The 22,269-nt window shown below is 73.0% G+C and carries 24 protein-coding genes; 8 read left to right on the top strand and 16 right to left on the bottom strand.

The window, feature by feature from the left end; genetic code table 11:
* Window positions 1–57 precede the first annotated feature (57 nt).
* From CXR44_RS31560 to CXR44_RS31545, 4 genes are read right to left on the bottom strand one after another with little or no spacing between them, the layout of a single operon-like run.
* The gene (locus CXR44_RS31560) at window positions 58–747 is read right to left on the bottom strand and encodes a FadR/GntR family transcriptional regulator (protein ID WP_101789792.1); all 690 of its coding nucleotides are present in this window, start codon (window positions 745–747) and stop codon (window positions 58–60) included.
* A gap of 16 nt (window positions 748–763) precedes the next feature.
* Complete coding sequence (locus tag CXR44_RS31555) at window positions 764–1,897, bottom strand: L-talarate/galactarate dehydratase (RefSeq protein WP_219602063.1); 1,134 nt, start codon at window positions 1,895–1,897, stop codon at window positions 764–766.
* Between the two features lie 40 nt (window positions 1,898–1,937).
* Window positions 1,938–2,723: a sulfite exporter TauE/SafE family protein gene (locus tag CXR44_RS31550; RefSeq protein ID WP_101789790.1), complete on the bottom strand. Its 786-nt coding sequence runs from the start codon at window positions 2,721–2,723 to the stop codon at window positions 1,938–1,940.
* A 1-nt stretch (window position 2,724) separates the two neighbouring features.
* A complete protein-coding gene (locus tag CXR44_RS31545; RefSeq protein ID WP_245899629.1) occupies window positions 2,725–3,573 on the bottom strand; it encodes an IclR family transcriptional regulator in 849 nt (282 codons plus the stop codon).
* 196 nt (window positions 3,574–3,769) lie between these two features.
* On the opposite strand from CXR44_RS31545, the gene CXR44_RS31540 reads away from it, so the two are divergent.
* On the top strand, window positions 3,770–4,381 hold the full coding sequence (locus tag CXR44_RS31540) for a hypothetical protein (RefSeq protein WP_101789789.1): 612 nt from the start codon (window positions 3,770–3,772) through the stop codon (window positions 4,379–4,381).
* 223 nt (window positions 4,382–4,604) lie between these two features.
* Here CXR44_RS31540 and CXR44_RS31535 read toward each other — a convergent pair whose 3' ends face one another.
* Complete coding sequence (locus CXR44_RS31535) at window positions 4,605–5,705, bottom strand: acetate/propionate family kinase (RefSeq protein ID WP_245899628.1); 1,101 nt, start codon at window positions 5,703–5,705, stop codon at window positions 4,605–4,607.
* Between the two features lie 262 nt (window positions 5,706–5,967).
* Here CXR44_RS31535 and CXR44_RS31530 point away from each other — a divergent pair, with 262 nt between their 5' ends.
* Both CXR44_RS31530 and CXR44_RS31525 read left to right on the top strand, forming a co-directional pair.
* Entirely contained in the window at window positions 5,968–6,477 is a 510-nt protein-coding gene (locus CXR44_RS31530) for a DUF6328 family protein (RefSeq protein WP_101789787.1), read from the top strand.
* A 68-nt stretch (window positions 6,478–6,545) separates the two neighbouring features.
* Entirely contained in the window at window positions 6,546–6,914 is a 369-nt protein-coding gene (locus CXR44_RS31525; protein WP_101789786.1) for a hypothetical protein, read from the top strand.
* An 85-nt stretch (window positions 6,915–6,999) separates the two neighbouring features.
* Here the strand turns inward: CXR44_RS31525 and CXR44_RS31520 are convergent, their stop codons facing one another.
* Together CXR44_RS31520 and CXR44_RS31515 are read right to left on the bottom strand one after the other, a co-directional pair.
* Window positions 7,000–7,428 carry an SRPBCC family protein gene (locus CXR44_RS31520; RefSeq protein ID WP_101789785.1) on the bottom strand — a complete coding sequence of 143 codons (429 nt, stop codon included), beginning with the start codon at window positions 7,426–7,428 and terminating at the stop codon, window positions 7,000–7,002.
* A gap of 165 nt (window positions 7,429–7,593) precedes the next feature.
* Entirely contained in the window at window positions 7,594–8,565 is a 972-nt protein-coding gene (locus tag CXR44_RS31515; RefSeq protein WP_101789784.1) for a carbohydrate kinase family protein, read from the bottom strand.
* Between the two features lie 176 nt (window positions 8,566–8,741).
* On the opposite strand from CXR44_RS31515, the gene CXR44_RS31510 reads away from it, so the two are divergent.
* Genes CXR44_RS31510 through CXR44_RS31495 form a run of 4 tightly spaced genes read left to right on the top strand, consistent with a single transcriptional unit; the run spans window position 8,742 to window position 12,549 of the window.
* Window positions 8,742–9,737 (top strand): sugar ABC transporter substrate-binding protein, encoded by a 996-nt coding sequence (locus CXR44_RS31510; protein WP_101789783.1) that lies wholly within the window; start codon window positions 8,742–8,744, stop codon window positions 9,735–9,737.
* Window positions 9,738–9,747: 10 nt separating this feature from the next.
* A complete protein-coding gene (locus CXR44_RS31505; protein ID WP_219602062.1) occupies window positions 9,748–10,710 on the top strand; it encodes an ABC transporter permease in 963 nt (320 codons plus the stop codon).
* Window positions 10,707–11,513 (top strand): ATP-binding cassette domain-containing protein, encoded by an 807-nt coding sequence (locus CXR44_RS31500; RefSeq protein ID WP_101789781.1) that lies wholly within the window; start codon window positions 10,707–10,709, stop codon window positions 11,511–11,513. Before CXR44_RS31505 ends, CXR44_RS31500 begins: the two co-directional genes overlap by 4 nt.
* Before the next feature lie 22 nt (window positions 11,514–11,535).
* The gene (locus CXR44_RS31495; protein WP_245899626.1) at window positions 11,536–12,549 is read left to right on the top strand and encodes a LacI family DNA-binding transcriptional regulator; all 1,014 of its coding nucleotides are present in this window, start codon (window positions 11,536–11,538) and stop codon (window positions 12,547–12,549) included.
* Window positions 12,550–12,737: 188 nt separating this feature from the next.
* Here CXR44_RS31495 and CXR44_RS31485 read toward each other — a convergent pair whose 3' ends face one another.
* Window positions 12,738–13,208: an NUDIX domain-containing protein gene (locus tag CXR44_RS31485; protein ID WP_101789778.1), complete on the bottom strand. Its 471-nt coding sequence runs from the start codon at window positions 13,206–13,208 to the stop codon at window positions 12,738–12,740.
* On the bottom strand, window positions 13,205–14,029 hold the full coding sequence (locus CXR44_RS31480) for a PIG-L family deacetylase (protein ID WP_101789828.1): 825 nt from the start codon (window positions 14,027–14,029) through the stop codon (window positions 13,205–13,207). The genes CXR44_RS31485 and CXR44_RS31480 overlap by 4 nt, the downstream gene beginning before the upstream one ends.
* Before the next feature lie 174 nt (window positions 14,030–14,203).
* Here CXR44_RS31480 and CXR44_RS41290 point away from each other — a divergent pair, with 174 nt between their 5' ends.
* Window positions 14,204–15,328: an NUDIX hydrolase gene (locus tag CXR44_RS41290; RefSeq protein WP_245899624.1), complete on the top strand. Its 1,125-nt coding sequence runs from the start codon at window positions 14,204–14,206 to the stop codon at window positions 15,326–15,328.
* Window positions 15,329–15,334: 6 nt separating this feature from the next.
* Here CXR44_RS41290 and CXR44_RS31470 read toward each other — a convergent pair whose 3' ends face one another.
* From CXR44_RS31470 to CXR44_RS31440, 7 genes are all read right to left on the bottom strand, one after another.
* Window positions 15,335–16,318, bottom strand: coding sequence for an MsnO8 family LLM class oxidoreductase (locus tag CXR44_RS31470; RefSeq protein WP_101789777.1), 984 nt, complete (start codon window positions 16,316–16,318; stop codon window positions 15,335–15,337).
* Between the two features lie 34 nt (window positions 16,319–16,352).
* Window positions 16,353–17,384 (bottom strand): hypothetical protein, encoded by a 1,032-nt coding sequence (locus tag CXR44_RS31465; protein ID WP_101789776.1) that lies wholly within the window; start codon window positions 17,382–17,384, stop codon window positions 16,353–16,355.
* Window positions 17,381–17,869 carry a SigE family RNA polymerase sigma factor gene (locus tag CXR44_RS31460; protein WP_101789775.1) on the bottom strand — a complete coding sequence of 163 codons (489 nt, stop codon included), beginning with the start codon at window positions 17,867–17,869 and terminating at the stop codon, window positions 17,381–17,383. The genes CXR44_RS31465 and CXR44_RS31460 overlap by 4 nt, the downstream gene beginning before the upstream one ends.
* A 224-nt stretch (window positions 17,870–18,093) precedes the next feature.
* A complete protein-coding gene (locus CXR44_RS31455; protein WP_180903794.1) occupies window positions 18,094–19,065 on the bottom strand; it encodes an adenylate/guanylate cyclase domain-containing protein in 972 nt (323 codons plus the stop codon).
* 96 nt (window positions 19,066–19,161) lie between these two features.
* Window positions 19,162–19,998 carry a carbohydrate ABC transporter permease gene (locus CXR44_RS31450; protein ID WP_219602060.1) on the bottom strand — a complete coding sequence of 279 codons (837 nt, stop codon included), beginning with the start codon at window positions 19,996–19,998 and terminating at the stop codon, window positions 19,162–19,164.
* Entirely contained in the window at window positions 19,995–20,933 is a 939-nt protein-coding gene (locus CXR44_RS31445; RefSeq protein WP_219602059.1) for a carbohydrate ABC transporter permease, read from the bottom strand. Before CXR44_RS31445 ends, CXR44_RS31450 begins: the two co-directional genes overlap by 4 nt.
* A complete protein-coding gene (locus tag CXR44_RS31440; RefSeq protein WP_101789773.1) occupies window positions 20,930–22,267 on the bottom strand; it encodes an extracellular solute-binding protein in 1,338 nt (445 codons plus the stop codon). Before CXR44_RS31440 ends, CXR44_RS31445 begins: the two co-directional genes overlap by 4 nt.
* Between the last annotated feature and the right edge of the window lie 2 nt (window positions 22,268–22,269).

Genomic DNA, 22,269 nt, shown 5'->3' with positions numbered 1-22,269 from the left:
GTCCACCTCCCGTCACCGACGGTAACAGTGCGGTGGTGGCGGGGCGCGGCGCGGGTGCTACCGCTGGTCGGTGGCGAGCAGGCGGGCGCGGCTGTTGGCGAGGTGGACCCGCACCGCGGCGCGGGCGCCTTCGGCGTCGCGGCGGGCGATGGCGGCGTAGATGTTCTCGTGCTCGGCGACGATCCGGCCGAAGTGGCCGGGCTCGGCGGCCGCCAGCCGGTCACGCGGCATGATGATCATTGAGGGGCCGAACGACGCGATCAGGTCGCCGAAGTGGCGGTTGCCGGTGGCCAGCGCGATCCGCAGGTGGAACAGGAAGTCGGCGTTGACCGCCGTGCTCGGGTGATCGGCGGCCACGGCGAAGCGGTCCAGCGCCTCGCGCAGGTCCGCCAGCCCGGCCTCGGTGCGCCGCCCGGCCGCGAGCGCGGCCGCCTCCACCTCGACCGCCGTCCGGAAGTCGAGCAGGTCCACCACGTCGTGGACCGTGGGCTCACCCTCCCGCGCCAGCGCGCCGAGGTCGAAGCGCGCCGTGCTCGGCCGGGCCAGCACGAAGCTGCCCCGGCCGTGGTGGGTCTCGATCAGCCCGGCCGCCTGCAGCCGGGAGATCGCCTCGCGGACGACCGTCCGGCTCACACCGTACGTCTCCACCAGGCTGCTCTCCGTCGGCAGCCGCTCGCCGGGGCGGATCACGCCCTCCTGGATCCGCGCCGTCAGGCTGTCGACCAGCTTCTGGGTCAGGTTGGCCATGGTCCTCGCCCTCCGGTCAGCGCGTGCCGAACTCGCACCGGTCGGCCGTCCACCGGGCGGCCTGCTCGCTGGGGGTGACGCCGAGGCCGGGCCTGGACGGCACGAGCATCCGGCCGTCACGGATCTCCAGCCGCTCCTCGAACAGCGGCTCCAGCCACTCGAAGTGCTCCACCCACGGCTCCAGCCCGTACGCGGCGGCCAGGTGCACGTGGATCTCCATGGCGAAGTGCGGCGCGAGCTGCAGCCGGTTGTGCTCGGCCAGTGCCGCCAGCCGCAGGAACGGCGTGACCCCGCCGATCCGGGGCGCGTCGGGCTGGATGACGTCGGCGGCTCCGAGGCGGATCAGCTCGGCGTGCTCGCCGACGCTGGTGAGCATCTCGCCGGTGGCGATCGGCGTGTCGAGGGACGCCGCGAGCGCCGCGTGCCCAGCGGCGTCGTAGGCGTCGAGCGGCTCCTCGATCCACACCAGCCCGTACGGCTCCAGCGCCCGGCCGAGCCGCTGGGCGGTGGGCCGGTCCCACTGCTGGTTGGCGTCGACCATCAGCGGGACGCCGTCGCCGAGGTGCTCGCGCACGGCGGCCACCCGGGCCAGGTCCACCCGGGCGTCGGGATGGCCGACCTTGATCTTGATGCCGCCGATGCCGCGTTCCACGGCGGCGCTCGCGTTGTCGAGGACCTGCTCGATCGGGGCGTGCAGGAAGCCGCCCGAGGTGTTGTAGCAGCGGACCGAGTCGCGGTGGGCGCCGAGCAGCTTGGCGAGGGGCAGGCCCGCCCGCTTGGCCTTGAGGTCCCACAGGGCGATGTCGAGCGCCGCGATGGCCTGGGTGGACAGGCCGCTGCGGCCGACGGAGGCGCCGGCCCAGACGAGCTTGTCCCACAGCCGGGCGATGTCGTTGGGGTCCTCGCCGATCAGGTCGGGGGCGATCTCCCGGGCGTGGGCGTACTGGCCGGGGCCACCGGCGCGCTTGGAGTAGCCGAAGCCGAAGCCCTGGTGCCCGCTCTCGGCGCCGATCTCGGCGAACAGGAACGCGATCTCGGTCATCGGCCGCTGCCGGCCGGTGAGCACCTTCGCGTCGCTGACCGGGGTGTCGAGCGGCAGGTGGACGGAGGAGAGCCGGACCCACGCGATGCGGTCGGAGGGAGACGTCATGCCGATCATCGTACGACTCGCCATGTCGTCATACAACATGTCACGCGAGGGCGGACAGCCAGAGGTACAGGGCGAGGCAGAGGCCCGCGAGCGCGATGGCGAAGCGCAGCGGCCTCTCCGGCAGCCGCCGCACGACGGCCGGGCCGATCCAGCTTCCCGCCAGGCAGCCGATCGCGAGTGCGCCCACGGCCGGCCAGTGCACGGGGGCCAGGAAGGCGTAGGCGACGGCGGCGGTGATGTTGGCGGCCCCGGTGGCGATGTTCTTGACGGCGTTGGTCACCGGCAGCGGCTCGGTGGCCGAGGCGGAGAGCACGGCCAGCATGAGCACACCGGCCGCCGCGCCGAAGTAGCCGCCGTACAGGCCGACCAGCACCACGGCGACCGCCAGCGGCAGGCGCGCCCTCGCCCGGCCGGTGGCGGCGATGACCGAGGCGGCGGCGGCGCGCCGGTCGGCGAACCTTCTTAGCGGGTCGCGGACGAGCAGCAGCACCGAGCCGAGCGCGATGAGCCACGGGACGACCAGCTCGAACGCCGACGCCGGAGTGCTCAGCAGCAGCCACGCGCCGAGCGAGCCGCCCGCCGCGGCGAGGACGACCAGCTTGGCGACGCGCGTCCGCTGGCCGCGCAGCTCGGCGCGCGACCCCGCGGCGGAGCCGACCGTGGTGGAGAACATGGCCACCGTGTTGGTGACGTTGGCGACGATCGGCGGCAGCCCGACGGCCAGCAGCGCCGGATAGCTGAACAGCGAGGCCAGCCCGGCGACGGAGCCGGCCAGGCCGGAGGCGATCCCGGCCAGCACCAGCAGGACCGCGGAGGCGGCGTCCACCTCAGAACTCGGCGGACGGATCGACCGGAGCCATCCGCTCGATGGCCAGCCGCGTGCGCTCCATCGCCTCGACGATCTCGCGGGACCGCTCGGGGGAGAGGTGGGAGACCGGCACCGAGCAGCTGATCGCGTCGGTCGCCGGGCGGCTGTAGCGCAGCGCGAAGCCGAAGCACGCCACGCCCTCGTAGTTCTCCTCGTCGTCGGTGGCGTAGCCGCGCTCGCGGGTCAGCCTGAGGTCGGCGACGAGGGCGTCGCGGTCGACGATGGTCTTGGGGGTGAGCGGGGTGAGCCGCTCGGGAACGGGCACCTCCATGCCGGTGCCGAGGCGTTCGGCCAGCAGCGCCTTGCCCATGGCGGTGCTGAAGGCCGGCAGCCGGCGGCCCACCCGGCTGAACGGGCGGAGGTACTGGCTCGACTCCTTCGTCGCCAGGTAGACGATGTCGCTCCGGTCGAGGCGGCCGAAGTGGATCGTCTCGTCGAGCAGCGCGCTGAGGTCGTTGATGTGCGGCTGGACGATGCGCAGGTAGGGGTCGGTGTCGAGGTAGGTTGTGCCGGCGAGCAGGGCGCGGATGCCGATGCTGTAGAGCGTGCCGGTCGCGTCGGTCCGCACCCAGCCGTGCTCGGCCAGCGTCCGGATGAGCGCGTAGACGCTGCTCCGCGGCGCGCCGAGGGCGTCGCTGAGCTCGCGCAGCCTCGCCGGGCGGTTCTGGCGCGAGGCGAGCAGCTCCAAGAGCTCCACCGTGCGCGCGGCGGACTTCACCCCGCGGACGCCGGTCTGCGCTCCGCCGTCCGCCGCGGCATCAACGGGAAGGGTCATCGCGATCATCCGCTCGAGATCAGAGGGCTCCAACGGTTGACACCTTACCAACCTGCGAGCCGCTCTGCTCGCGACATGGATGCCAGCTCCATATGAAGACAACGTGCTCTGTACGTGGACAGCGCTTCGGTCAACGGGCCGCAACGAGGTCTTGGCCCCCTGGAGATCGACCGCGCGACCGGACCGTTCCTAGCGTGGAGGGAGGTGGCACCGCCGGAAAGGGGAGGACATGTTCATCCAGGTCATGCAGGGGCAGGTCGGCGACGCAGGGGAGATCCGCGGGGCGCTCGACCAGTGGCTGCGGGAGCTCCAGCCGGCCGCGCGCGGCTGGCTCGGCACCACGGCCGGGGTGACGGACGACGGCACGTTCGTCGCCATCGCGCGGTTCGAGTCGCGTGAGGCCGCCCGCGCCAACTCCGAACGTCCCGAGCAGCACCAGTGGTGGATGGAGACGGCGAAGCTGTTCGCCGGGGAGGTCTCCTTCCACGACTCCGACCGGGCCGAGCCGTACCTGCGCGGTGGGTCCGACTCCGCCGGGTTCGTCCAGGTGATCCGGGGTCGCGTCCGCGACGCCGGCCGGGTCCGTGAGCTGATGCGGGCCGGCGAGGCGGACCTCGCCGGGGAGCGGCCCGACCTCATCGGCGGGCTCGCCGCCGTCGAGGACGACGGGGCCTACGTCGACGTGGCGTACTTCACCAGCGAGGAGGAGGCCAGGCAGGGCGAGCGCAAGGAACTGTCGCCACGCCTGCGCGAGTCGTTCGAGGAGATGATGAGCCTGTTCGACGGGCGGCCGGACTTCCACGACCTGCGCTCCCCGTGGCTGTACTCGCCGCCCTCCTGACCGGGGCAGGGATGCCGAACAGCGGCCGGGGGCGTGGCACGCCGGTCGACATCCCCCTCATCACCCCGGCTGCCGGAGGAGGCCCCCGCGGAACGCGCGGCGGAAGAGCCGGTTCCGCCGCGCGGGGTGACGTTCAGGCACCGGTGGCAGGCGTAGACGTTCATCGACCCGCCCCGCATGAAGCTCTTCGGCCGGCAGGGCGGGAGGGCCCGCTCGGACGGGTTCAGTCCAGCGCCGCGAGGGCCTCGCGGGCGAGCTGCAGCTCCTCGCGCGGCTCGACGACGTAGACGGGCACGGCGGCGCCCTCCGCGCTCACCGGGCCGTCCTCGGACCGGTGCGTCACGGTCGGCGGCTCGACGCCGAGCACCCGCAGCCGCCGGCAGACGTCGTCGCGCACCTCGGGCTGGTCCCAACCGATCTCGCCGGTGAGCACGAGCGCGTCCACCCGGCGCAGGGAGGTCGCCACGGCGGCGATCTCCCTGGCCACCCGGTGGCAGAACACGGCCAGCGCCAGCGACGCCGCCGCCTCGCCGTCGGCCTGGGCCGCCACCAGCTCCCGCGTGTCGCCGGACCGGCCGCCGGACAACCCGAGCAGCCCGGACTCGCGCCACAGCCCCTCGCCCAGCTCCTCGGCCGTGAGCCCGCCCTCCGCCAGCAGCCACAGCAGCATCCCCGGATCGACCGCGCCGGACCGCTTGCTCATCGGCACCCCGTCCAGCGGCGTCCAGCCCATCGAGGTGTCCACGCTGCGCCCGCCGGACACGGCGCACACCGACGCGCCGCCGCCCAGATGGGCGAGCACCAGGTCCAGCTCCTCCACCGGCCGGCCCGTCAGCTCCGCCACCCGGTCGGCCGCCCAGGCGTAGGACAGGCCGTGGAAGCCGTAGCGGCGCAGCCCGTACCGCTCGCGCCACCGCGCCGGCAGCGCGTACGTCGCGGCCTCGGCGGGCAGGCCGGCGTGGAAGGCGGTGTCGGGGCAGAGCACGTGCGGCACGGCGGGCAGCAGCTCGCGGGCCGCGTCCACCAGCGCCAGCGCCGGCGGCAGGTGCAGCGGCGCCAGCCCGCGCACGGCGCGCACCGCCTCCAGGAGGTCGTCGTCGGCGACCACCGCGCTCCGCACGGCCTCGCCGCCGTGCACCAGGCGGTGCGCGACGGCCTCGATGTCGCGGTCGAGATGGCGGCCGAGGAACGACGACAGCTCGTCCCGGGCGGCCTCCGGGTCCATGGCCCGTCCGGCGTGCGCGCTGTCGATGAGCGCCCCGCCGTCCACGAGGTCGAGCCGGAGGCTGGACGATCCGGCGTTGACGGTGAGCACGCTCGTCACGATGGCACTGCTCCTCGGTCTCTGCTGTGGTGGATCCGGTCCCGGCGCGCCGGGCCTGGCCGCGGGTCGCCGCGACTCGGGGGACTGCCGGCCCCACCCCTTCCTAACCGGCTGCGGGGCACTCATACTCGTCCCCGTCGTGCCGTCACGCGTGCTCTGATCAGCGACGCAGGCCAGCGGGGCAAAAGGTCAGGTTTTGCAGGGAAAAGCCCGGTAAGTCATAGCGTCTGAGTGACGACCTGCGAGGGAAAGGACGGGCCAGGTGAGCGAGGGACTGGAGTCGGGCGGGGAATCCGGCGGCGACCGCGCCGATCGCAACTTCGTGGAGCTGCTGCAGGGCGCCCGCGTGGCCGTGACCGGGGTGCAAGTGCTGTTCGCGTTCCTGCTCACGGTTCCGTTCTCGCCGGGCTTCACCCGGCTGGACGCGTTCGACCGGAGGTTGTTCTACGTGGCGCTGGTCAGCGCCGCGATCGCGTCCATCTGCTACATCGCGCCCGCCGCGCAGCACCGCGTGCTGTTCCGCCAGGGGCTGAAGGAGACGCTGGTACGCCGGTCCAACTTCTACGGCATCGCCGGGGCCCTGGCTCTCGCCGTGTCGATGACCGCGGCCACCATGCTCGTGGTCGACTACCTCTTCGACAGCACGATCGGGGCCGTCACGGCGGCGGTCGTGGCGCTGCTCGCCGTGTGGTCGTGGTTCGTCCAGCCGGCGCTCGACCGCTCCGGCGCGCCGGAGCGGGAGACCACGCTCTCCGACGACCGGCGCGGGTAGCGGCCGGGCATGCCCGGGGGCAGCGAGGGTAACCGGACGGGGAACGCTACGAGTAATCGGGGGGAACCGTGGCAGACAAGCACCACCCCGTCCAGGGGGAGCACAAGTACGAGCAGGAGATCGGCTCGGCGGAGGAGCACGAGGAGCGGCCCGGCCGCAGCCTGATCACCACCGACCACGAGGTGATCCGCCAGTGGGCGGAGAAGCGCGGGGGCCGCCCGGCGACGGCGCCGGGCTCGGAGCACGAGGGACGCCCCGGCGTGCTCCGCTTCGACTTCCCCGGCTACGGCGGCGCCGACCTGGAGGAGATCTCCTGGGACGACTGGTTCGCCACGTTCGACGCGCGCAAGCTGAACTTCATCTACCAGGAGCACACCAAGGACGGCAAGGACAGCAACTTCTTCCGGCTGGAGAATCCGAACAGGAAGGACACCTGACCTTCCGCCCGCCCCGCGCCGGGCGCCCGCCCGGCGCGGGGCCGGGTCACCTGGGGCGGGTCGGATCACCCGGCGCGGGGCCGGGTCACCCGGCGTCGGTGACGCGCCGGGTGACCTCGTCGGCCAGCCTGCCGAGCGCCTCCTCCAGCAGACCCTGAACCTCGGCCCGCCGCTCCGGTGACGTCCGCTCGTCCGGCTCGCCGAGCAGCGACAGGTGCACGACCACCTCGCTGGTCCCGGTGCCGGAGTCGGTCACCTGCAGCCAGCCCGCGTACTCGGGATGGTCACGGCCGCCCCACTCCACGCGCAGTTGCTCGCGCGAGACCCGGAACAGCCCCTCGTGCGCGCCGTCCCCGGGGACCAGGTCACCGGTCGCCTCCACGGTGCCGGGACCGCTGTCGCGCACGAGCAGGCCGTGCGGCAGCCACCTGTTGACCATGTCGACGTCGGACGCGACGCCGAACGTGATATCGCTGTCCGCGGGCATCCCCCGCGTCGCCTCGTACTCTGCCATGTCACCCGGCCGTACCCACCGCCCGCCGGGGCAAACGACGCGCGGGGACGGCTGTGGCACGCTGACCCCCGCACCCACACCCGCGCCCGGCACGGCGGCGTGGTGGCGTGGTGTGGTGGTGTGGCGGAGGCTGTGGTCGTGGCGGCGGGCGGTTCGCCGGCCACGTCACGACGGCGCCGGTTCGGTGAGCTGGTACGCCCACGGCGGGTTGGCCCCCGCGACGGCGCACGTCAGGGCGGCGACCCGGGCCGCGAACGCGGCGGCGTCGGCCGCCGTGTCCACATCCAGGCCGTCCAGCCGCCCGCCGAGCAGGCCGCGCTCGCCCAGGCGGTGCAGCAGCCCCGCCGTGAAGGCGTCGCCCGCGCCGACCGTGTCCACCACGCCGACGCGGGGGGCCGCCACCCGCGCGCGGGAGCCGTCGAGGGAGACGAGCGCTCCGGCCGCGCCCCTGGTCACCACCACGAGGCGGGCGCCCGCCGCGTGCCAGGCGTCGCAGGCGTCCTCCGCCGGCTCGCCGGGGGCGAGGAAGGCCAGGTCGTCCTCGCTCAGCTTGACGATGTCGGCGAAGGCGCACCAGCGCGGCACGTCGTAGGCCTCACGGGGCGCGAGGCCGGGCCGGACGTTCGGGTCGATGGAGACCGTCGCCCGCGCGGCGGCCTCCGCGGCGAAGCGCAGCACCGCCTCCCGTCCCGGCTCCCTGACCAGGGCGAGTGATCCCGTGTGCAGGCAGGAGGAGCCGCCGAGACCGGCTGCGGCCAGCTCGCCGGCGGTCCACCGCCAGTCGGCCGCCCCCTCGGCGTGGAAGCTGTAGGCGGCCTGGCCGCGGGCGTCGAGCGAGGCGACGGCGAGCGTGCTCGGCTCTGCCGCCTCCACGCAGCCCGACACGTCCACGCCCGAGGCGGCCAGCCGGTCGCGGAACAGCCCCCCGAACACGTCGCGGGAGATCCGGCCCAGGAACCGCGTGGGTGTGCCGAGCCGCGCGAGCGCCACCGCCGTGTTCGCCGGGCCCCCGCCGGGCAGCACCCGCAGCGCCAGCTCCGGGTCACCGGCCCCCCGACCGGCCCCGGGACGGGCGTCTTCGCCGCTCGCGCGGCCCGCGAAGGCGTCGGCCACGCACTCCCCGAGGACAGAGATCATCACAGTCGCCTCTCACCGCGTTGCCGATTCGTTACGGCCGTGGACCATTGACGTTTCCCGGATCGGAGTTCATCATCGCAACACAGCCGATGTCAACGATGACATATGTCAACGATGACATTGTGTTCGCCCTGATAGTAGGATGAGATCCGAGACCAATCTGATAGGACGCCACCATGAAAGCTAGGCTCTCGGCCGGTCTCCTGGCTGCCGCACTCCTCGCCGCCGGATGTGGAGGCGACGACGGCGGCGGCAGCGGCCAGCAGGCCGCCTCCAGCGCCAAGGTCGGTCTGATCACCAAGACGGAGACCAACCCGTTCTTCGTGAAGATGAAGGAAGGCGCGCAGAAGTCCGCACAGGCCAACGGCATGGAGCTGATGACGGCCGCGGGCAAGTTCGACGGAGACAACGCCTCCCAGATCACCGCCATCGAGAACATGGTGGCCGCCGGCGTCAAGGGCATCCTCATCACGCCGAGCGACACCAAGGCGATCGTCCCGGCCGTCAAGAAGGCCCGCGACGCGGGAGTCCTCGTCATCGCGCTCGACACACCGACAGACCCCCAAGACGCCACAGACGCGCTGCTCGCGACCGACAACTTCAAGGCGGGCGAGCTCATCGGGCAGTACGCCAAGGCCGCCATGGCGGGCAAGCCCGCCAAGATCGCCACCCTCGACCTGGCGCCCGGCATCACGGTCGGTCAGCTCCGTCACGACGGCTTCCTCAAGGGCTTCGGCGTCGCCGAGGGGGACCCGTCGATCGTCTGCTCCCAGGACACCCGCGGCGACCAGTCCAAGGGCCAGACCGCGATGGAGAACTGCCTGCAGAAGGCCCCCGACATCAACGTCGTCTACACCATCAACGAGCCGGCCGCGCTCGGCGCGTACACCGCGCTGAAGGCCAAGGGCCGTGAGAAGGACGTGCTGATCGTCTCCGTGGACGGCGGCTGCACCGGCGTCAAAGCCGTGCAGAGCGGCCAGATCGCCGCCACCTCCCAGCAGTACCCGCTGAAGATGGCCGAAGACGGCGTCAAGGCGGTGGCCGACTTCGCCAAGGGCGGCAAGAAGGCGACCGGCTACACCGACACCGGCGTCACGCTGATCACCGACAAGGCGGTCGGCGGCGTCGAGGCCAAGGACACCGCCTTCGGCCTCGCCAACTGCTGGGGCTGACATGGCCGTCATGGAAGCGACGCTGCCGCGGCGTCTCATCACCACCCCCACCGCGGGCCCGCTGGCGGCGCTGCTGCTGGCGTGCGTGTTCTTCTCGGTCAACTCCGAGCAGTTCCTCACCGGGGGCAACTTCTCGCTCATCATCCAGCAGGTCATGGTCGTCGGCACGCTCGCCATCGGCCAGACGCTGATCATCCTGACCGCGGGCATCGACCTGTCGAACGGCGCCATCATGGCGTTCGGCGGAATCGTGATGACGAAGCTGGCCGTCGACAGCGGCCTGCCGCCGCTGCTCGCCATCGCCGCCGGGCTTGCCGTCTGCGCGGCGTTCGGGCTGCTCAACGGGCTGCTCGTGATGAAGATCTCGCTGCCGCCGTTCATCGTGACCCTCGGCATGCTCAACGTGGTCTTCGCGCTGACCCACATCTACTCGCAGGACCAGACGGTCACCGACCTGCCGCCCGCGATGACGTACCTGGGCCAGACCTTCAACCTCGGCGGGACGAACGTCACCTACGGCTCCCTGCTCACCATCCTGCTGTTCCTGCTGTTCGCCTACCTGCTCGGCCAGACCGCCTGGGGCCGCCACGTGTACGCGCTCGGCAACAGCCCCGAGGTGGCCCGGCTGACCGGCATCCGCACCAACCGGCTCATCGTCGGCGTCTACACGGTCGCCGGTTTCGTGTACGGCATCGCCGCCCTGCTGCTGGTGTCGCGCACCGGAGTGGGCGACCCGCAGGCGGGGCAGACCGACAACCTCGACAGCATCACCGCGGTCGTCCTCGGCGGCACGAGCCTGTTCGGCGGGCGGGGGCTGGTGCTCGGCACGTTGATCGGCGCCCTGATCGTGGGGGTGTTCCGCAACGGGCTGCAGCTCATGGGCGTACCGTCGATCTACCAGACCCTCATCACCGGCATCCTGGTCATCCTCGCCGTCACCGTCGACCAGCTGTCCCGCAGGAGGAACCGATGACCCCCGTGCTCCAGGCTCGCGGCCTGGTCAAACGCTACGGCCACGTCACCGCGCTCGACGGCGCGGACTTCGATCTGATGCCCGGTGAGGTGCTCGCGGTCATCGGCGACAACGGCGCCGGCAAGACGAGCCTCATCAAGGCGCTGACCGGCGCCCTGCAGCCGGACGAGGGCGAGATCCTCCTCGACGGCAAGGCCGTGCGCTTCCGTGACCCGCTGGAGGCGCGCCGGCACGGCATCGAGACCGTCTACCAGGACCTCGCCGTCGCCGCCTCCCTCGACATCGCCACGAACATGTTCCTCGGCCGGGAGATCCGCAAGCCGGGGCTGCTCGGCACCGTGTTCCGGATGCTGGACAAGAGGCGCATGCGCGAGGAGTCGGCCCGGCACATGGCCGACCTCAAGATCGGCCTGCGCTCGCTCACGCAGCCCGTCGAGTCGCTGTCCGGCGGCCAGCGGCAGGGCGTCGCCGTGGCCAGGGCCGTCGCATGGGCCTCCAACGTCGTCGTCATGGACGAGCCCACCGCCGCGCTCGGCGTCAAGGAGTCGGGCCAGGTGCTCGACATGATCAGGCGGGTCCGCGACAGCGGCACCCCTGTCGTGCTGATCAGCCACAACATGCCGCACGTGTTCGAGATCGCCGACCGCATCCACGTCCAGCGGCTCGGTCGCCGGGTCGCCCAGATCAGACCGGGCGACTACAACATGGCTCAGGTCGTCGCCATCATGACCGGGGCGATGCAGGTCAAGGACGGCAGGACGGTGGTCGCCGACCAGGGCGCAGCGGAGGCGATCGGGCTGTAGCCGGGCCACTACCATGGTCGGAATGCGGCGCCCCACGATGGCAGACGTCGCCCGCGAGGTCGGCGTGACCGCCAAGACCGTCTCGCGGGTGCTCAACGACGACGGACCCGTCGCGGCCGACACCCGCGAGCGCGTCCTCGCGGCGGTGCGCAGGCTGGGCTACCAGCCCAACCTGATGGCCCGCAACATGCGGGTCGGCGCCCGCGACGCCGCGATCGGCCTGGTCATTCCCGAGATGGGCAACCCGTTCTTCGGCACGGTCGCGGGCGCCGTCGAGAGCGCCGTCCGCGCCCGCGGCCTGACCCTCATCGTCGGCTCCTCGAGCGAGACGGCCGACCTGGAGCAGTCGCTGATCGCCACGTTCCTGGCGCGCAGGGTCAGCGCCCTCATGGTGGTGCCGTCCGCCACCGGCGACCACCGCCACCTGCGCGCCGAACGGGCGGCCGGGCTGCCGGTCGTCTTCCTCGACCGCCCGGCCGTCGGGATGGCCGCCGACCAGGTGGTCAGCGGCAACCGCGACGGCGCCCGCGATGGCGTCGCGCACCTCCTCGCGGGCGGGCACCGCAGGATCGGCTTCGTCGGCGACCTGCCCGCCACCCTCTACACCCGCCGCGAACGCTTCCAGGGCTACCGCGACGCCCTGGAGGCGGCGGGCGTGCCGTTCGACCGGATGCTCGTCGAGAGCGGCCACGACCAGGAGGCGGCCTGCGCCGCCGTGCTGCGGCTGCTGGCGCTGCCCGACCCGCCGACGGCTCTGTTCGCGGCGAACAACTTCGCCTCCATGGGCGCCGTCGTGGCCCTCGCCCGAACGGGGCGGCGCGACGTGGCGCTCGTCGGGTTCGACGACCTCACCCTCGCGGAGGTGCTCGACCCGCCGCTGACGGTCGTCGCCCAGGACCCGGCCGCGATCGGCGCGGCCGCCGCCGAGCTGGTGCTGTCACGACTCGACGGCCACCGCTCCAAGGCGGCCCGCCGCCTCGTCATCCCCACCCGTCTCATCCCCCGCGGCTCCGGAGAGATCCCCCCGCCCTCGTGACGCCCGGCCTCGTGACGCCCGGCCTCGTGACGCCCGGCCTCGTGACGCCCGGCCTCGTGACGCGCCGCCTGCTTGATGCCCGGCCGCCTGACGCGTCGCCTGCTTGATGCCTGCCGTGTGATGCGCGGCCCGTGTGACGCCCCGCGTGTCTGGCCCCTCGCCTGGCCTCGCACGGTGTACGGCGGTGGTCAGGTGGGGTGGACGGTCGCGGCCCAGGCGCGGACGGTGCGGGCCGTCTCCGGGGTCACGTCCGAGCCGTCGAGGTCGCCCACCTCGGCCCAGCGGTAGGACTCGTGCTCGTCCGACAGGACCACCGGACCGTCGGGGTAGGGCACCGCGAACGTGACCTGGCGGGCCCTGCGGCCCGAACCCGACGTGTAGTCGAACGTCGCGGCGAAGTCGCCGGTCGGCGGCCCGCTCCAGCCGATCTCCTCCACCAGCTCCCTGCCGAGCGCGGACATCAGGTCCTCGCCGTCCTCGACGCCGCCGGAGGGCAACTCCTCGATGCCCGGCAGGAAAGCGTCGCGGGCCGAGCGGCGCAGCAGCAGCACCCGGCCCGCGCGGTGCACGACGGCCCCGACCACCAGCTTGCCGACACCGTCGCGACGGGCCCGCGCCACCAGGTCGTGTGCCACGGCCACCGGGTCGGCCTGGGTCATGGGCGCAGGCCGGCGAACAGGTCGTCCTCGTGGTCGGGGGCGTCGACGCGGGACAGGACCCGGATGAACGCCTCGTGGGAGAACGCCTGACGCTGCGTCTCCTCCGGCATGCGGAGCAGGAAGATGTTCTCGCCCTGGCTCTCGTGGGCCATCAGCGCCTTGAGCTTGCGCTCCACGTAGGGGGCGACGTCGACGACCGTGGTGACCAGCTCGTCGGGAGTGCCGAAGTCGTCGGACGGCTGGAAGTCGCCCAGGTCGGCCCCGCTCTCACGCATGAACTCGAACATCCGCTTGATCGCCGAGCGGGGGATCGCGGTGTAGTAGAACTTGGCCGGGACGCCGGACGCCTCGACGGCCGCGGCGGTGATGCGGTGAGCCTGGACGTGGTCGGGGTGGAAGTAGCCGCTGCCGCCGGTCTCGTCGTAGGTGACGACCACGTCGGGCCGGTAGCGCTCCATCAGCTCGGCGAGGCGGGCCGCGGCCGTGTCGACGGGCACGTTGGCGAACGCGTCGGGGTGGTTGTTGGTCTCCCACCCGTCCATGCCGGAGTCGCGGTAGCCGAGCAGCTCCAGGTGGTCGATGCCGAGCACGGAGACCGACTCGCGCAGCTCGGCCAGCCGCCGCTCGGCGACCGCCGCGTCGTCGTGGCCGTCGTCGCCCGGCTTGACGCCTCCGGGGCCGTCGCCCTGCTCGCCGTTGGTGCAGGTGACCAGCACGGTGCGGATGCCCTCAGCGGTGTAGCGGGCGAGGACGCCGCCGGTGCTCAGGCACTCGTCGTCGGGGTGGGCGTGCACGGCCATGAGGGTGAGTTGCCGGTCCATGGTCCGCAACCCTACTCCCCGCCACCGACAGATCCGCGTCCCCGTCCTGGCCGGGTCCTGGAGTCCCCGCCGGCCGTCCGCTGAGGCATGTGTGGGCATTCGCGCCCGCAGGATGTGGCCCACCCTGTCGTTCGCGCCCCCGAGCCGGAGGCCGATCGGGCAGACTCCTGAGCCATGACACATGACGGTGAGGCGTCCGGCTCCCTGCGCGGTGTGCTGGCCGAGGTCGCGGCCGAGCGCGCCGCGCAGGACGCGATGTGGGGGTTCCAGGACTTCCCCGACGGCACGGGGCGCACGGCCCTCGTGGGCGCCGGCGGGGTCCGGGAGGCGGGTGAGGCCGCCGGCCGGGCCAAGCGGGAGGTGACGGAGGCGGCCGCGCGCGGCGCGCTGACGTGGCGGCACGTCCTGCACGAGGAGGTCCTGGAGGCGTTCGCCGAGGACGACCCGGCCGCCCTGCGCGCCGAGCTGATCCAGGTGGCCGCGGTGGCCGTCAAGTGGGTCCAGGCGCTCGACCGGCGCCGCGAGCCCCCGCCGCGGCGGGTCCGGCAGCGCTTCCGCGCCATCGTGGACGTGCACGTCCTCCTGCTCCGGCCCGCACGGGACGGCGGGCCCACGTGGGACGGCGGCCGCACAGGGAACGGCGGCCGTACGCGGGACGGCGGGCCCACGTGGGACGGCGGCCGCACAGGGAACGGCGGCCCTACGCGGGACGGCGGGCCCACGTGGGAGGACGGGCCCGTACGGGACGACGAGTTCATGCCGGACGGCAGGCTCATGCGGGGCGGCGGATCCGTAGGGGACGGCGGGCTCGCGCCGGGCGGGCCGGGCGGCAGGGCGCGGACGGGCGCACCCCCGACGGGCGCACCCCCGACGGGCGCACCCCCGACGGGCGCACCCCCGACGGGTGCTCGCGTGCGCGAGGTGCTGCTGGGGCGGCGGGCGGGCACCGGGTACGGCGACGGCCTGTGGCACCTGCCCTCCGGCCACCTGGAGGCGGGGGAGTCGGTGATCGAGGCCGCGGTGCGCGAGGCGCGCGAGGAGACGGGCGTCGTCCTCGACCCGGCCGACCTGACGTTCGTCCACGTCATGCACCGGGCGCCGGAGCGGGTCGGCCTGTTCTTCGCCGCCACCCGGTGGCGGGGCGAGCCGTACAACGCCGAGCCGCACAAGTGCTCCGAGCTCGGCTGGTGGCCGCTGGACAAGCTGCCGCACGACATGGTCGGCTATCCGGACGCCGCGCTCGCGCACATCAGGGACGGCGTGCCGTTCGCCCTGCACGAGTGGCACCCCGTCGGCTGAGCGGGGTCACGCCGTCGCGGGCCAGGCTGCCGCCAGCCGGCGGTAGGAGTCGAGGCGGCGGTCCAGGTCGTAGGTGTTCATGGTCACCAGCACCTCGTCCGCCCCCGTCAGCTCCACCAGGCCGGCCAGCTCCAGCGCGACCTCCTGCGCCGTCCCGTGGACGCGCCCCTTGCGCGCCTCCTCGAACAGCGCCCGCTCCCGGTCGGTCATCTCCAGCGCCAGCACCTCCTGCGGCGGGAGCAGCGGCGGGAAGGAGCCGCGGGCGCGGGCGTGGGCCGTGGACCACGCCTCCGGCACCTGCAGCAGCGCCGCCTCCCGCGCCGTCGGGCCGACCGCGACGTCCACCGCCGCCACCACGTACGGCCGCGCCGCCCACGTCGAGGGACGGAAGCCGGCGCGGTACCGCCCCACCGCCTCCCGGGCCCGCCCGCCCGTCGCGCCGATCACCAGCGGCAGCCCGTGCGCGGCGGCGATGTCCGCGCCCGCCCCCATGGCCAGCACGAACGCCTGCGGCCTGAGCCCCTCGGCGGGCAGCGCGTGCACGCCCGGATAGGCGGAGCGCCCGGTGAAGAAGCCGAGCAGCTCCGCCAGCCGGTCGCCGAACTCGTCCGCCTCCTCCTTGCCGACCCCCAACGCCCGCCGGATGCCGCCCGTGAACCCCACGGACCGGCCGAGCCCCATGTCGACACGGCCCGGGTACAGCGACTCCAGCACGCCGAACTGCTCGGCCACCACCAGCGGCCGGTGGTTGGGCAGCATCACCCCGCCGGTGCCCACCCGGATGCGGGAGGTGGCGGCGGCAACGGCGGCGGCCAGCACGGTCGGCGCGGACCCCGCGGCGCCGGGGACGCTGTGGTGCTCCGACACCCAGAACCGGTGGTAGCCGAGCTCCTCGGCCTGCCGCGCGAAGCGGACGGTGTCGCGCAGCGCCTCGTCCGGCGGGTGTCCCTGCCGGACGAGCGAGCGGTCGAGGATCGAGAGCCTGGTCACATACGGGTGCAACACCGATGGACGCGGAGAATTCCTACTTCCGGTAGAGGCCGACCGACCAACGGACGAGCCGGTTCGGGGCCTCGGCCGGCATGGACGCCTTCACCGTGATGGTCACCGTCTTCCCCTTCGGCACGGTGATCCCCATCATCGCCGACGGGAACGACCCGCTCTTCCACACGCCGCACGAGGTGTTGCTGCCCAGGTCCCGGCCGTCCACCCGGGAGCTGAACCGCAGCCGGTCGGCCAGCTCGCCGGTGCAGATCTGGTCGATGCCGACTTCCCGGCCGTCCCCTCGGACCCGGAACGTGGCGGAGGACTCGCGCGGCCACGTGCCCGACCGGGTCTCCTCCAGCGTGAGGTCACCCTCGCGGCGCGGGAGCGCCCGCGGCGCGGGCGGTTCCACCGGCCGCTCGGGCGGCGTCCACTCGTACACCGCCAGCGACCAGTCGGCCGGGTCCTCCTTCACCTTCCGGCACGGATCGGACGGCTTGTCGCGCACGCAACCCCAGCCCTGGGTCGTCGTGTCGAAGGAGATCGTGACCTCCTTCCCGGTGCCCTGCGGCACGGGCAGCGAGATCAGCCTTCTGCCCTTCAGGCAGAACACACCGGGGAACACGGGCCTGCGACCGACGGTGATCTTGAGGGAGGCGTGGTTCCGGCCGCTCCCGGAACAGACGGAGGCCAGATCCAGCGGCTTGCCGGTCACGGGGATCGTGATCGTGGTCTTCCTGCCGGACGACGTGCCGACGGAGGCCATGCCCAGGCGCCGGTACCTGGCGCCGTCCGCCGAGGTGAAGGACTCGGGCAGTTCGGGCCGGTCCGCGCTCCGGGTGACGACCGCGGTGCCGTCGGCCGGGCGCGCGGCCTGCGCGCCGGGAAGAAGGCTCGGACCGAGCGCGGCGACCGCCGCCACGGCCGTCCCCGCGGCGGCGGCCACGACGGCGCGCCGGCGCCGGCGCATCCGGCGGATGCGCGCCCGTACCTGGTCGTGCCGGGAGGGGTTCGCCGGCGCCGGCCCCTCGCCGCGCTCGCGCAGCACGTCCCGCAGATCCTGTACGGTCACCGGTGCAACTCCCTCACGATCGACTCGTCCACGCGCAGCTTGGCCAGCGCCTTGGCCGTCTGGCTCTTCACCGTGCCGGGATTGCAGCCCATCAGCCGGGCCACCTCGGTCACGGGCAGGTCCTCGTAGAAGCGCAGCACGAGCACGGCGCGCTGCTTGGCGGGCAGCCGGCCCACGGCCTGCCAGAGCGCCTCCCGCTCGCCCAGCCCGGCGGCGGCGTCGCCGGCCGGGATGTCGGGCAGGTCGGCGCTCGGCAGCTCGCGGCGCCACCGGCGCCGCCACCACGACGTGTAGGTGGTCACGAGCACCCTGCGCACGTACGCCTCGGGCTCCTCCACGCCCGGCCAGGCGAACCACGCCTTGGCCAGCGACTCCTGCAGCAGGTCCTCCGCCAGCGCCCAGTCCCGGGTCAGCAGGTAGGACGTGCGTAACAGCAGGTCGGACCGCGCAAGCACGAAGTCCTGATATGTCGCCCGATCTGCCACGTGCTGCCTCCTGTCAGCGCTCCTGCCGGCGCCCGCTCACCACATTCCGGCCGTGTGGCCCCGGGCGTCCGGGGCCACTGCCGGTAGTGACGCATCGACACCGGACCCGGGTTGCCCGGGCAGGCGGACGATCGGAAGTGCCCGGGAGACGGCAGGCGGCCGAAAGGGCGCAGGCCGCGCTCGGGCCACGCGGGGGCCACGCGCAGGCGGCGGTCCGGCGGCGGTCAGGTGGTGGTGCGGCCGGCGCGGACGATGGTGAACGGGGCCAGCTCGCCCAGGCCGCGCACCGACAGCCGGTTGACCGGACGCAGCTCGAACGCCCGGTCGCCCTCCAGTTCCTCGGCCATCTCCGGGTCGGCGAGGATCGTGCCCGGGTTGGCCAGGGCCGTGAGCCTGCTGGCGAGGTTCACCGTGGTGCCGAACACGTCGCCCATCCGCCAGACGACCGGCCCGGCGGCCATCCCCACCCGCAGCTGCGGCATGGAGCGCGCCTTGGCGTGCGTCTCGATGAGCCGCAGCCCGATCTCCGCCGTCTCGTGCGCCTTCCCGGAGACGAACAGCACCGAGTCGCCGAGCGTCTTGACCACCCGCCCGCCGGAGGAGGTGACGACGTCGGCCGAGCGGCCCTCGAACTGGTCGACCAGCTCGGCCAGCTCCCGTTCGGTGATCTGCCTGCTCAGACGGGTGAACCCGACCAGGTCGGCGAATCCCACCGCGAGCCGCGTCGCGGTGTGGTCCTGGTCGACCATGCGGCCGGCCGCGGCGGCGAGCTGCCGCTGCCAGGAGTAGACGAGCAGTCGCGCGAGCGGCGGGACGACCCGGTCGGCCCGGCGTCGCCAGGCCCTGGCCCGCTCCGACAGCGGCACGCCCGCCTGGTCGAGCGTCTCCACGCCGAGCTGCGCCTGCGACTCGGCCAGCCGCGCCGTCGCCCGGCCCAGCGAGCGGGCCGTGAGCAGCACGTGCTCCTCGTCGTAGACGCCGTCGGTGACCATCCCGATCAGCGTCTTGAGCGCCTCGACGTCGGAGTCGGTGAACTCGACCGCGTCGTCGGCGACGTTCGGGAACCCCAGCGCCCGCCAGAACCGGCGCGCGCGGTAGACCGGCACCCCGGCCATGTGCGCGACCTGGTGGCTGGTGTAGCGACGGGGCTCGCGCAGGAACGCCTCTGCAAGCCCGTCAGGATCCTCGTGCGTCATGCTGCAAGATACACCGCGACGGGGGATGAGAGGGTCCCGTTTTGCCCCCATTTGCCAAGGTGGGGGCCGGGCGCGGCGCCCTCCGGCCGGGGCGGGTCACCCCTTGAGGCCGGAGCGGGAGATCCCCTCGATCACCCACCGCTGGGCGATCAGGTACAGCGCGAGCACCGGCAGGCTGGCGATCACCGCCCCGGCCATCAGCAGGTCGTAGCGGATGCTGTTGGCGCTCTGGAAGTTGCCCAGGCCCGCCGGCAGGGTGAGCGACTCGGGGCTGAGCAGCACGTACAGCGGCCACAGGAAGTCGTTCCAGTTGGTGAGGAAGGACAGCAGGAAGAGCGTCACGAGAGCGGGCCTGGCCAGCGGCAGCGCGATCGTGACGAAGATCCGCCACCGGTCGCACCCGTCCAGCTCGGCCGCCTCCTCCAGCTCGGCCGGCAGGGTCAGGAAGAACTGCCGCAGGAAGAACACCCCGAACGCCCCCGCGGCCGCGGGAACGATCACGGCGGGCAGGCTGTCCACCCAGGACAGCTCGTTGACGATCAGGAAGTTGGGGACCAGCAGCACGACCGGCGGCACGAACAGCGTCGCGACGATCGACGTGAAGATCACCCCCCGGCCCCGGAACCGGAGCCGGGCCAGCGCGTAGGCGGCCGGCGCCGCCGTGACGAGGACGAGGGCGGCGTGCCCGGTGGCCGCCACGAGGCTGTTGACGAACCACGTCATGACGGGGCTGTCGGCGCTGGAGAGGATCTCGCGGTAGGCGCCGGTGGTGAACGGGTCCGGGAGCCACGCCGGCTCGGTCGATCCGGCGCTCTCCCGGGTCTTGAACGAGGTGGCGACCATGTAGATCAGCGGGCTGAGGTACAGCGCCGCCAGCACGACGAGGACCAGGTGGAGCAGCGCCCGCCGCAGGCCGCGCACGTCTCGGGTCACGGCTTGCTCCTTCCCCTGAAGGCGCCGAAGACCAGGGCGCTGACGACCATGAGGCAGCCCGCCAGGACGAAGCTCATGGCCGAGGCGGTGCCCATGTCGAACTGGCGCAGGCCCGTCTCGGCGATGAGGTAGATCGCCGTCTTCGTCTGGTCGGCCGGGGCGCCTCCCGTGATCAGGTAGGACTGGCCGAACATGTTGGCCGAGGCCAGGATCGTCGCGTTGACCACGAATACCGTGACCGGTCGCAGGCCGGGCAGGGTCACCGCGCGGAACCGGTGCCAGGCCGAGGCGCCGTCCACCATCGCCGCCTCGTGCAGCTCGCGCGGGATGTCCTGCAGGCCGGCGAGGAAGATGACCGAGTTCAGGCCCAGCGTCCACCACACCGTCACCCCGACGAGGGCGACCCAGGCGGGCGGTACGGCGGTGGTCCACTGCACGTCCAGGCCCAGGTAGTGGTTGACCAGGCCGATGTTGCCGTCGAGCAGGAACCGCCAGACGAGGCCGACGACCGCGACGCCCAGCACGTAGGGGGCGAAGTAGACGGCGCGGTAGAGGTCGCGCCCCTTGAACCGGCCGTTCATCAGCAGCGCCACGAGCAGGGGCAGCACGATCAGCAGGGGGACCGAGGCCACCGTGAAGATCGCGGTCGCCCGCATCGCCGTCCAGAATCGTGCCCCGTCCACGTCTGCCGGGTCGAACAGGTCGGCGTAGTTCCGCAGGCCGACGAACGGCTTGGCCGGCAGGTTGATGTCCCACTCGTGCAGGCTCGTCCAGCCGCCGAACGCGATGGGCGCCAGCATGAAGACGGCGAACAGCACGAGGTAGGGGGCGAGGAAGGCGTACGGCGTCCAGGGCCGCATCCGCGGGGTGCGCGGGGCGGGCCTGCCGGGCGCCTGGGCGCCGGGCAGGCCGCGCGGCCGGGTCAGCAGGCTCACCGGGCGTACTTCCGCTTGTTGTCGGCGAGCAGTTTGTTCGCTGTCGCGACGCCCTCCTTCAGTGCCTCGCTCGGGGACGCCTGCTTGAGCACCGCCTTGGCCACCGCCAGTTCGAGGGCCTTGGACTGCACGTCGCCGACCCCGGGCAGCGCCGGCAGGAAGCGGAAGGAGTCCAGGTCGGCGGCCAGCCTGATCTGCGGCAACTCGGCCACGGCGGGGTCCTCGCGGGCGGAGTTGCGGGCCGGGATCATGCCGGCCTTGGCCCACTCGGTGGACAGCCGGCCCATGTGGTCGATGAAGAACTTGGCCGCCTGCACCTTGTCGCCGTCCTTGCCGGCCTGGGAGGTCATCACGAAGTTGTGGGAGGAGCTCCACACCGCCGCCGTGCCGCCGATGTTCGGGACCGGGCCGAGGCCCCACTGCAGCGACCTGGCGTTCGTCTTCAGGTCGTTGATCTGCCAGATGCCGTCCCAGGTGAAGCTGACCTTGTCGTTCTTGAAGGCGGCGTACTGGCTGTCCTGGGCGACCTGGGCGGGGCTGAAGCCCTTGTCGATCTGCTCGACCATCCAGCTCAGCGCCCGCACGCCCGGCTCGCCGCCCCACAGGGCCCGCGTGCCGTCGTCGCTGTAGAGCTCGCCGCCGTGCTGCCAGAGCAGGCTCATGAACATCAGGTGGGCGGGCCACTTGTTCGGCATCCAGAACGGGGCGGCGATCCCGGCCTTCTTCAGCTGCGCGAGCGCGTCCTCGTAGCCGGCCCTGTCGGCCGGGGCCTCGCTCAGCCCTATCTTCTGCAGGTGGGCCCGGTTCCAGTAGTCGCCGAGGCAGTGCACGTCGAGCGGCACGCTGTAGCGCTTGCCCTGGTAGACGCCGGCGTTCCAGACGGCGGGGATGAAGTCCGCCTCGCTCAGAGACAGCGCGCCGACGACGTCGTCCAGCGGCAGCAGCGTCCGCCGGGCGGCGAAGGTGCCCACCCAGTCGTTGTGGATGACCGCCACGTCGGGACCCTTGCCGGCGGCGATGGCCGTCGGCATCGCGGGATAGAGGTCCTCCCAGCGCCGGGTGACGTTGCGGACCTCGATGCGCCCGGCGAACTGCTTGTTGAACGTCTCCAGCATCGCCCGCATGTGCGGGCCGTCGCCGCCGGTGAACCCGTTCCAGTAGTCCAGGGTGACCTTGGGCCCGGTGTACTCCCCGCCGGAGAAGGTCGGCGCGGCCGAGGCGGGGGAGCCGGATCCGGCGCCGATCTTGGTGCCGCCCCCGCAGGCGGTCAGGGCGGTGAGCCCCACGGCGCCGGACAGACCGAGGAACGAGCGACGGGACAGGGAACTGCTCATGG

The sequence above is a fragment of the Nonomuraea indica genome (assembly GCF_002850745.1).
Lineage (GTDB): Bacteria > Actinomycetota > Actinomycetes > Streptosporangiales > Streptosporangiaceae > Nonomuraea > Nonomuraea indica.
The sequence above is the reverse complement of the archived record's forward strand: the minus strand, read 5'-3'. Positions and strand labels throughout refer to the sequence as shown.

Bases quoted from the DNA above. Each gene is read 5' to 3' on its own strand.
- CXR44_RS31455 (WP_180903794.1), bottom strand. From the start codon at position 19,065: ATGACGCACGAGGATCCTGACGGGCTTGCAGAGGCGTTCCTGCGCGAG.
- CXR44_RS31540 (WP_101789789.1), top strand. From the start codon at position 3,770: ATGTTCATCCAGGTCATGCAGGGGCAGGTCGGCGACGCAGGGGAGATC.
- CXR44_RS31485 (WP_101789778.1), bottom strand. From the start codon at position 13,208: ATGACCCAGGCCGACCCGGTGGCCGTGGCACACGACCTGGTGGCGCGG.
- CXR44_RS41290 (WP_245899624.1), top strand. From the start codon at position 14,204: ATGACACATGACGGTGAGGCGTCCGGCTCCCTGCGCGGTGTGCTGGCC.
- CXR44_RS31500 (WP_101789781.1), top strand. From the start codon at position 10,707: ATGACCCCCGTGCTCCAGGCTCGCGGCCTGGTCAAACGCTACGGCCAC.
- CXR44_RS31560 (WP_101789792.1), bottom strand. From the start codon at position 747: ATGGCCAACCTGACCCAGAAGCTGGTCGACAGCCTGACGGCGCGGATC.
- CXR44_RS31510 (WP_101789783.1), top strand. From the start codon at position 8,742: ATGAAAGCTAGGCTCTCGGCCGGTCTCCTGGCTGCCGCACTCCTCGCC.
- CXR44_RS31555 (WP_219602063.1), bottom strand. From the start codon at position 1,897: ATGACGTCTCCCTCCGACCGCATCGCGTGGGTCCGGCTCTCCTCCGTC.
- CXR44_RS31515 (WP_101789784.1), bottom strand. From the start codon at position 8,565: ATGATCTCTGTCCTCGGGGAGTGCGTGGCCGACGCCTTCGCGGGCCGC.
- CXR44_RS31440 (WP_101789773.1), bottom strand. From the start codon at position 22,267: ATGAGCAGTTCCCTGTCCCGTCGCTCGTTCCTCGGTCTGTCCGGCGCC.
- CXR44_RS31495 (WP_245899626.1), top strand. From the start codon at position 11,536: ATGCGGCGCCCCACGATGGCAGACGTCGCCCGCGAGGTCGGCGTGACC.
- CXR44_RS31480 (WP_101789828.1), bottom strand. From the start codon at position 14,029: ATGGACCGGCAACTCACCCTCATGGCCGTGCACGCCCACCCCGACGAC.
- CXR44_RS31505 (WP_219602062.1), top strand. From the start codon at position 9,748: ATGGAAGCGACGCTGCCGCGGCGTCTCATCACCACCCCCACCGCGGGC.
- CXR44_RS31520 (WP_101789785.1), bottom strand. From the start codon at position 7,428: ATGGCAGAGTACGAGGCGACGCGGGGGATGCCCGCGGACAGCGATATC.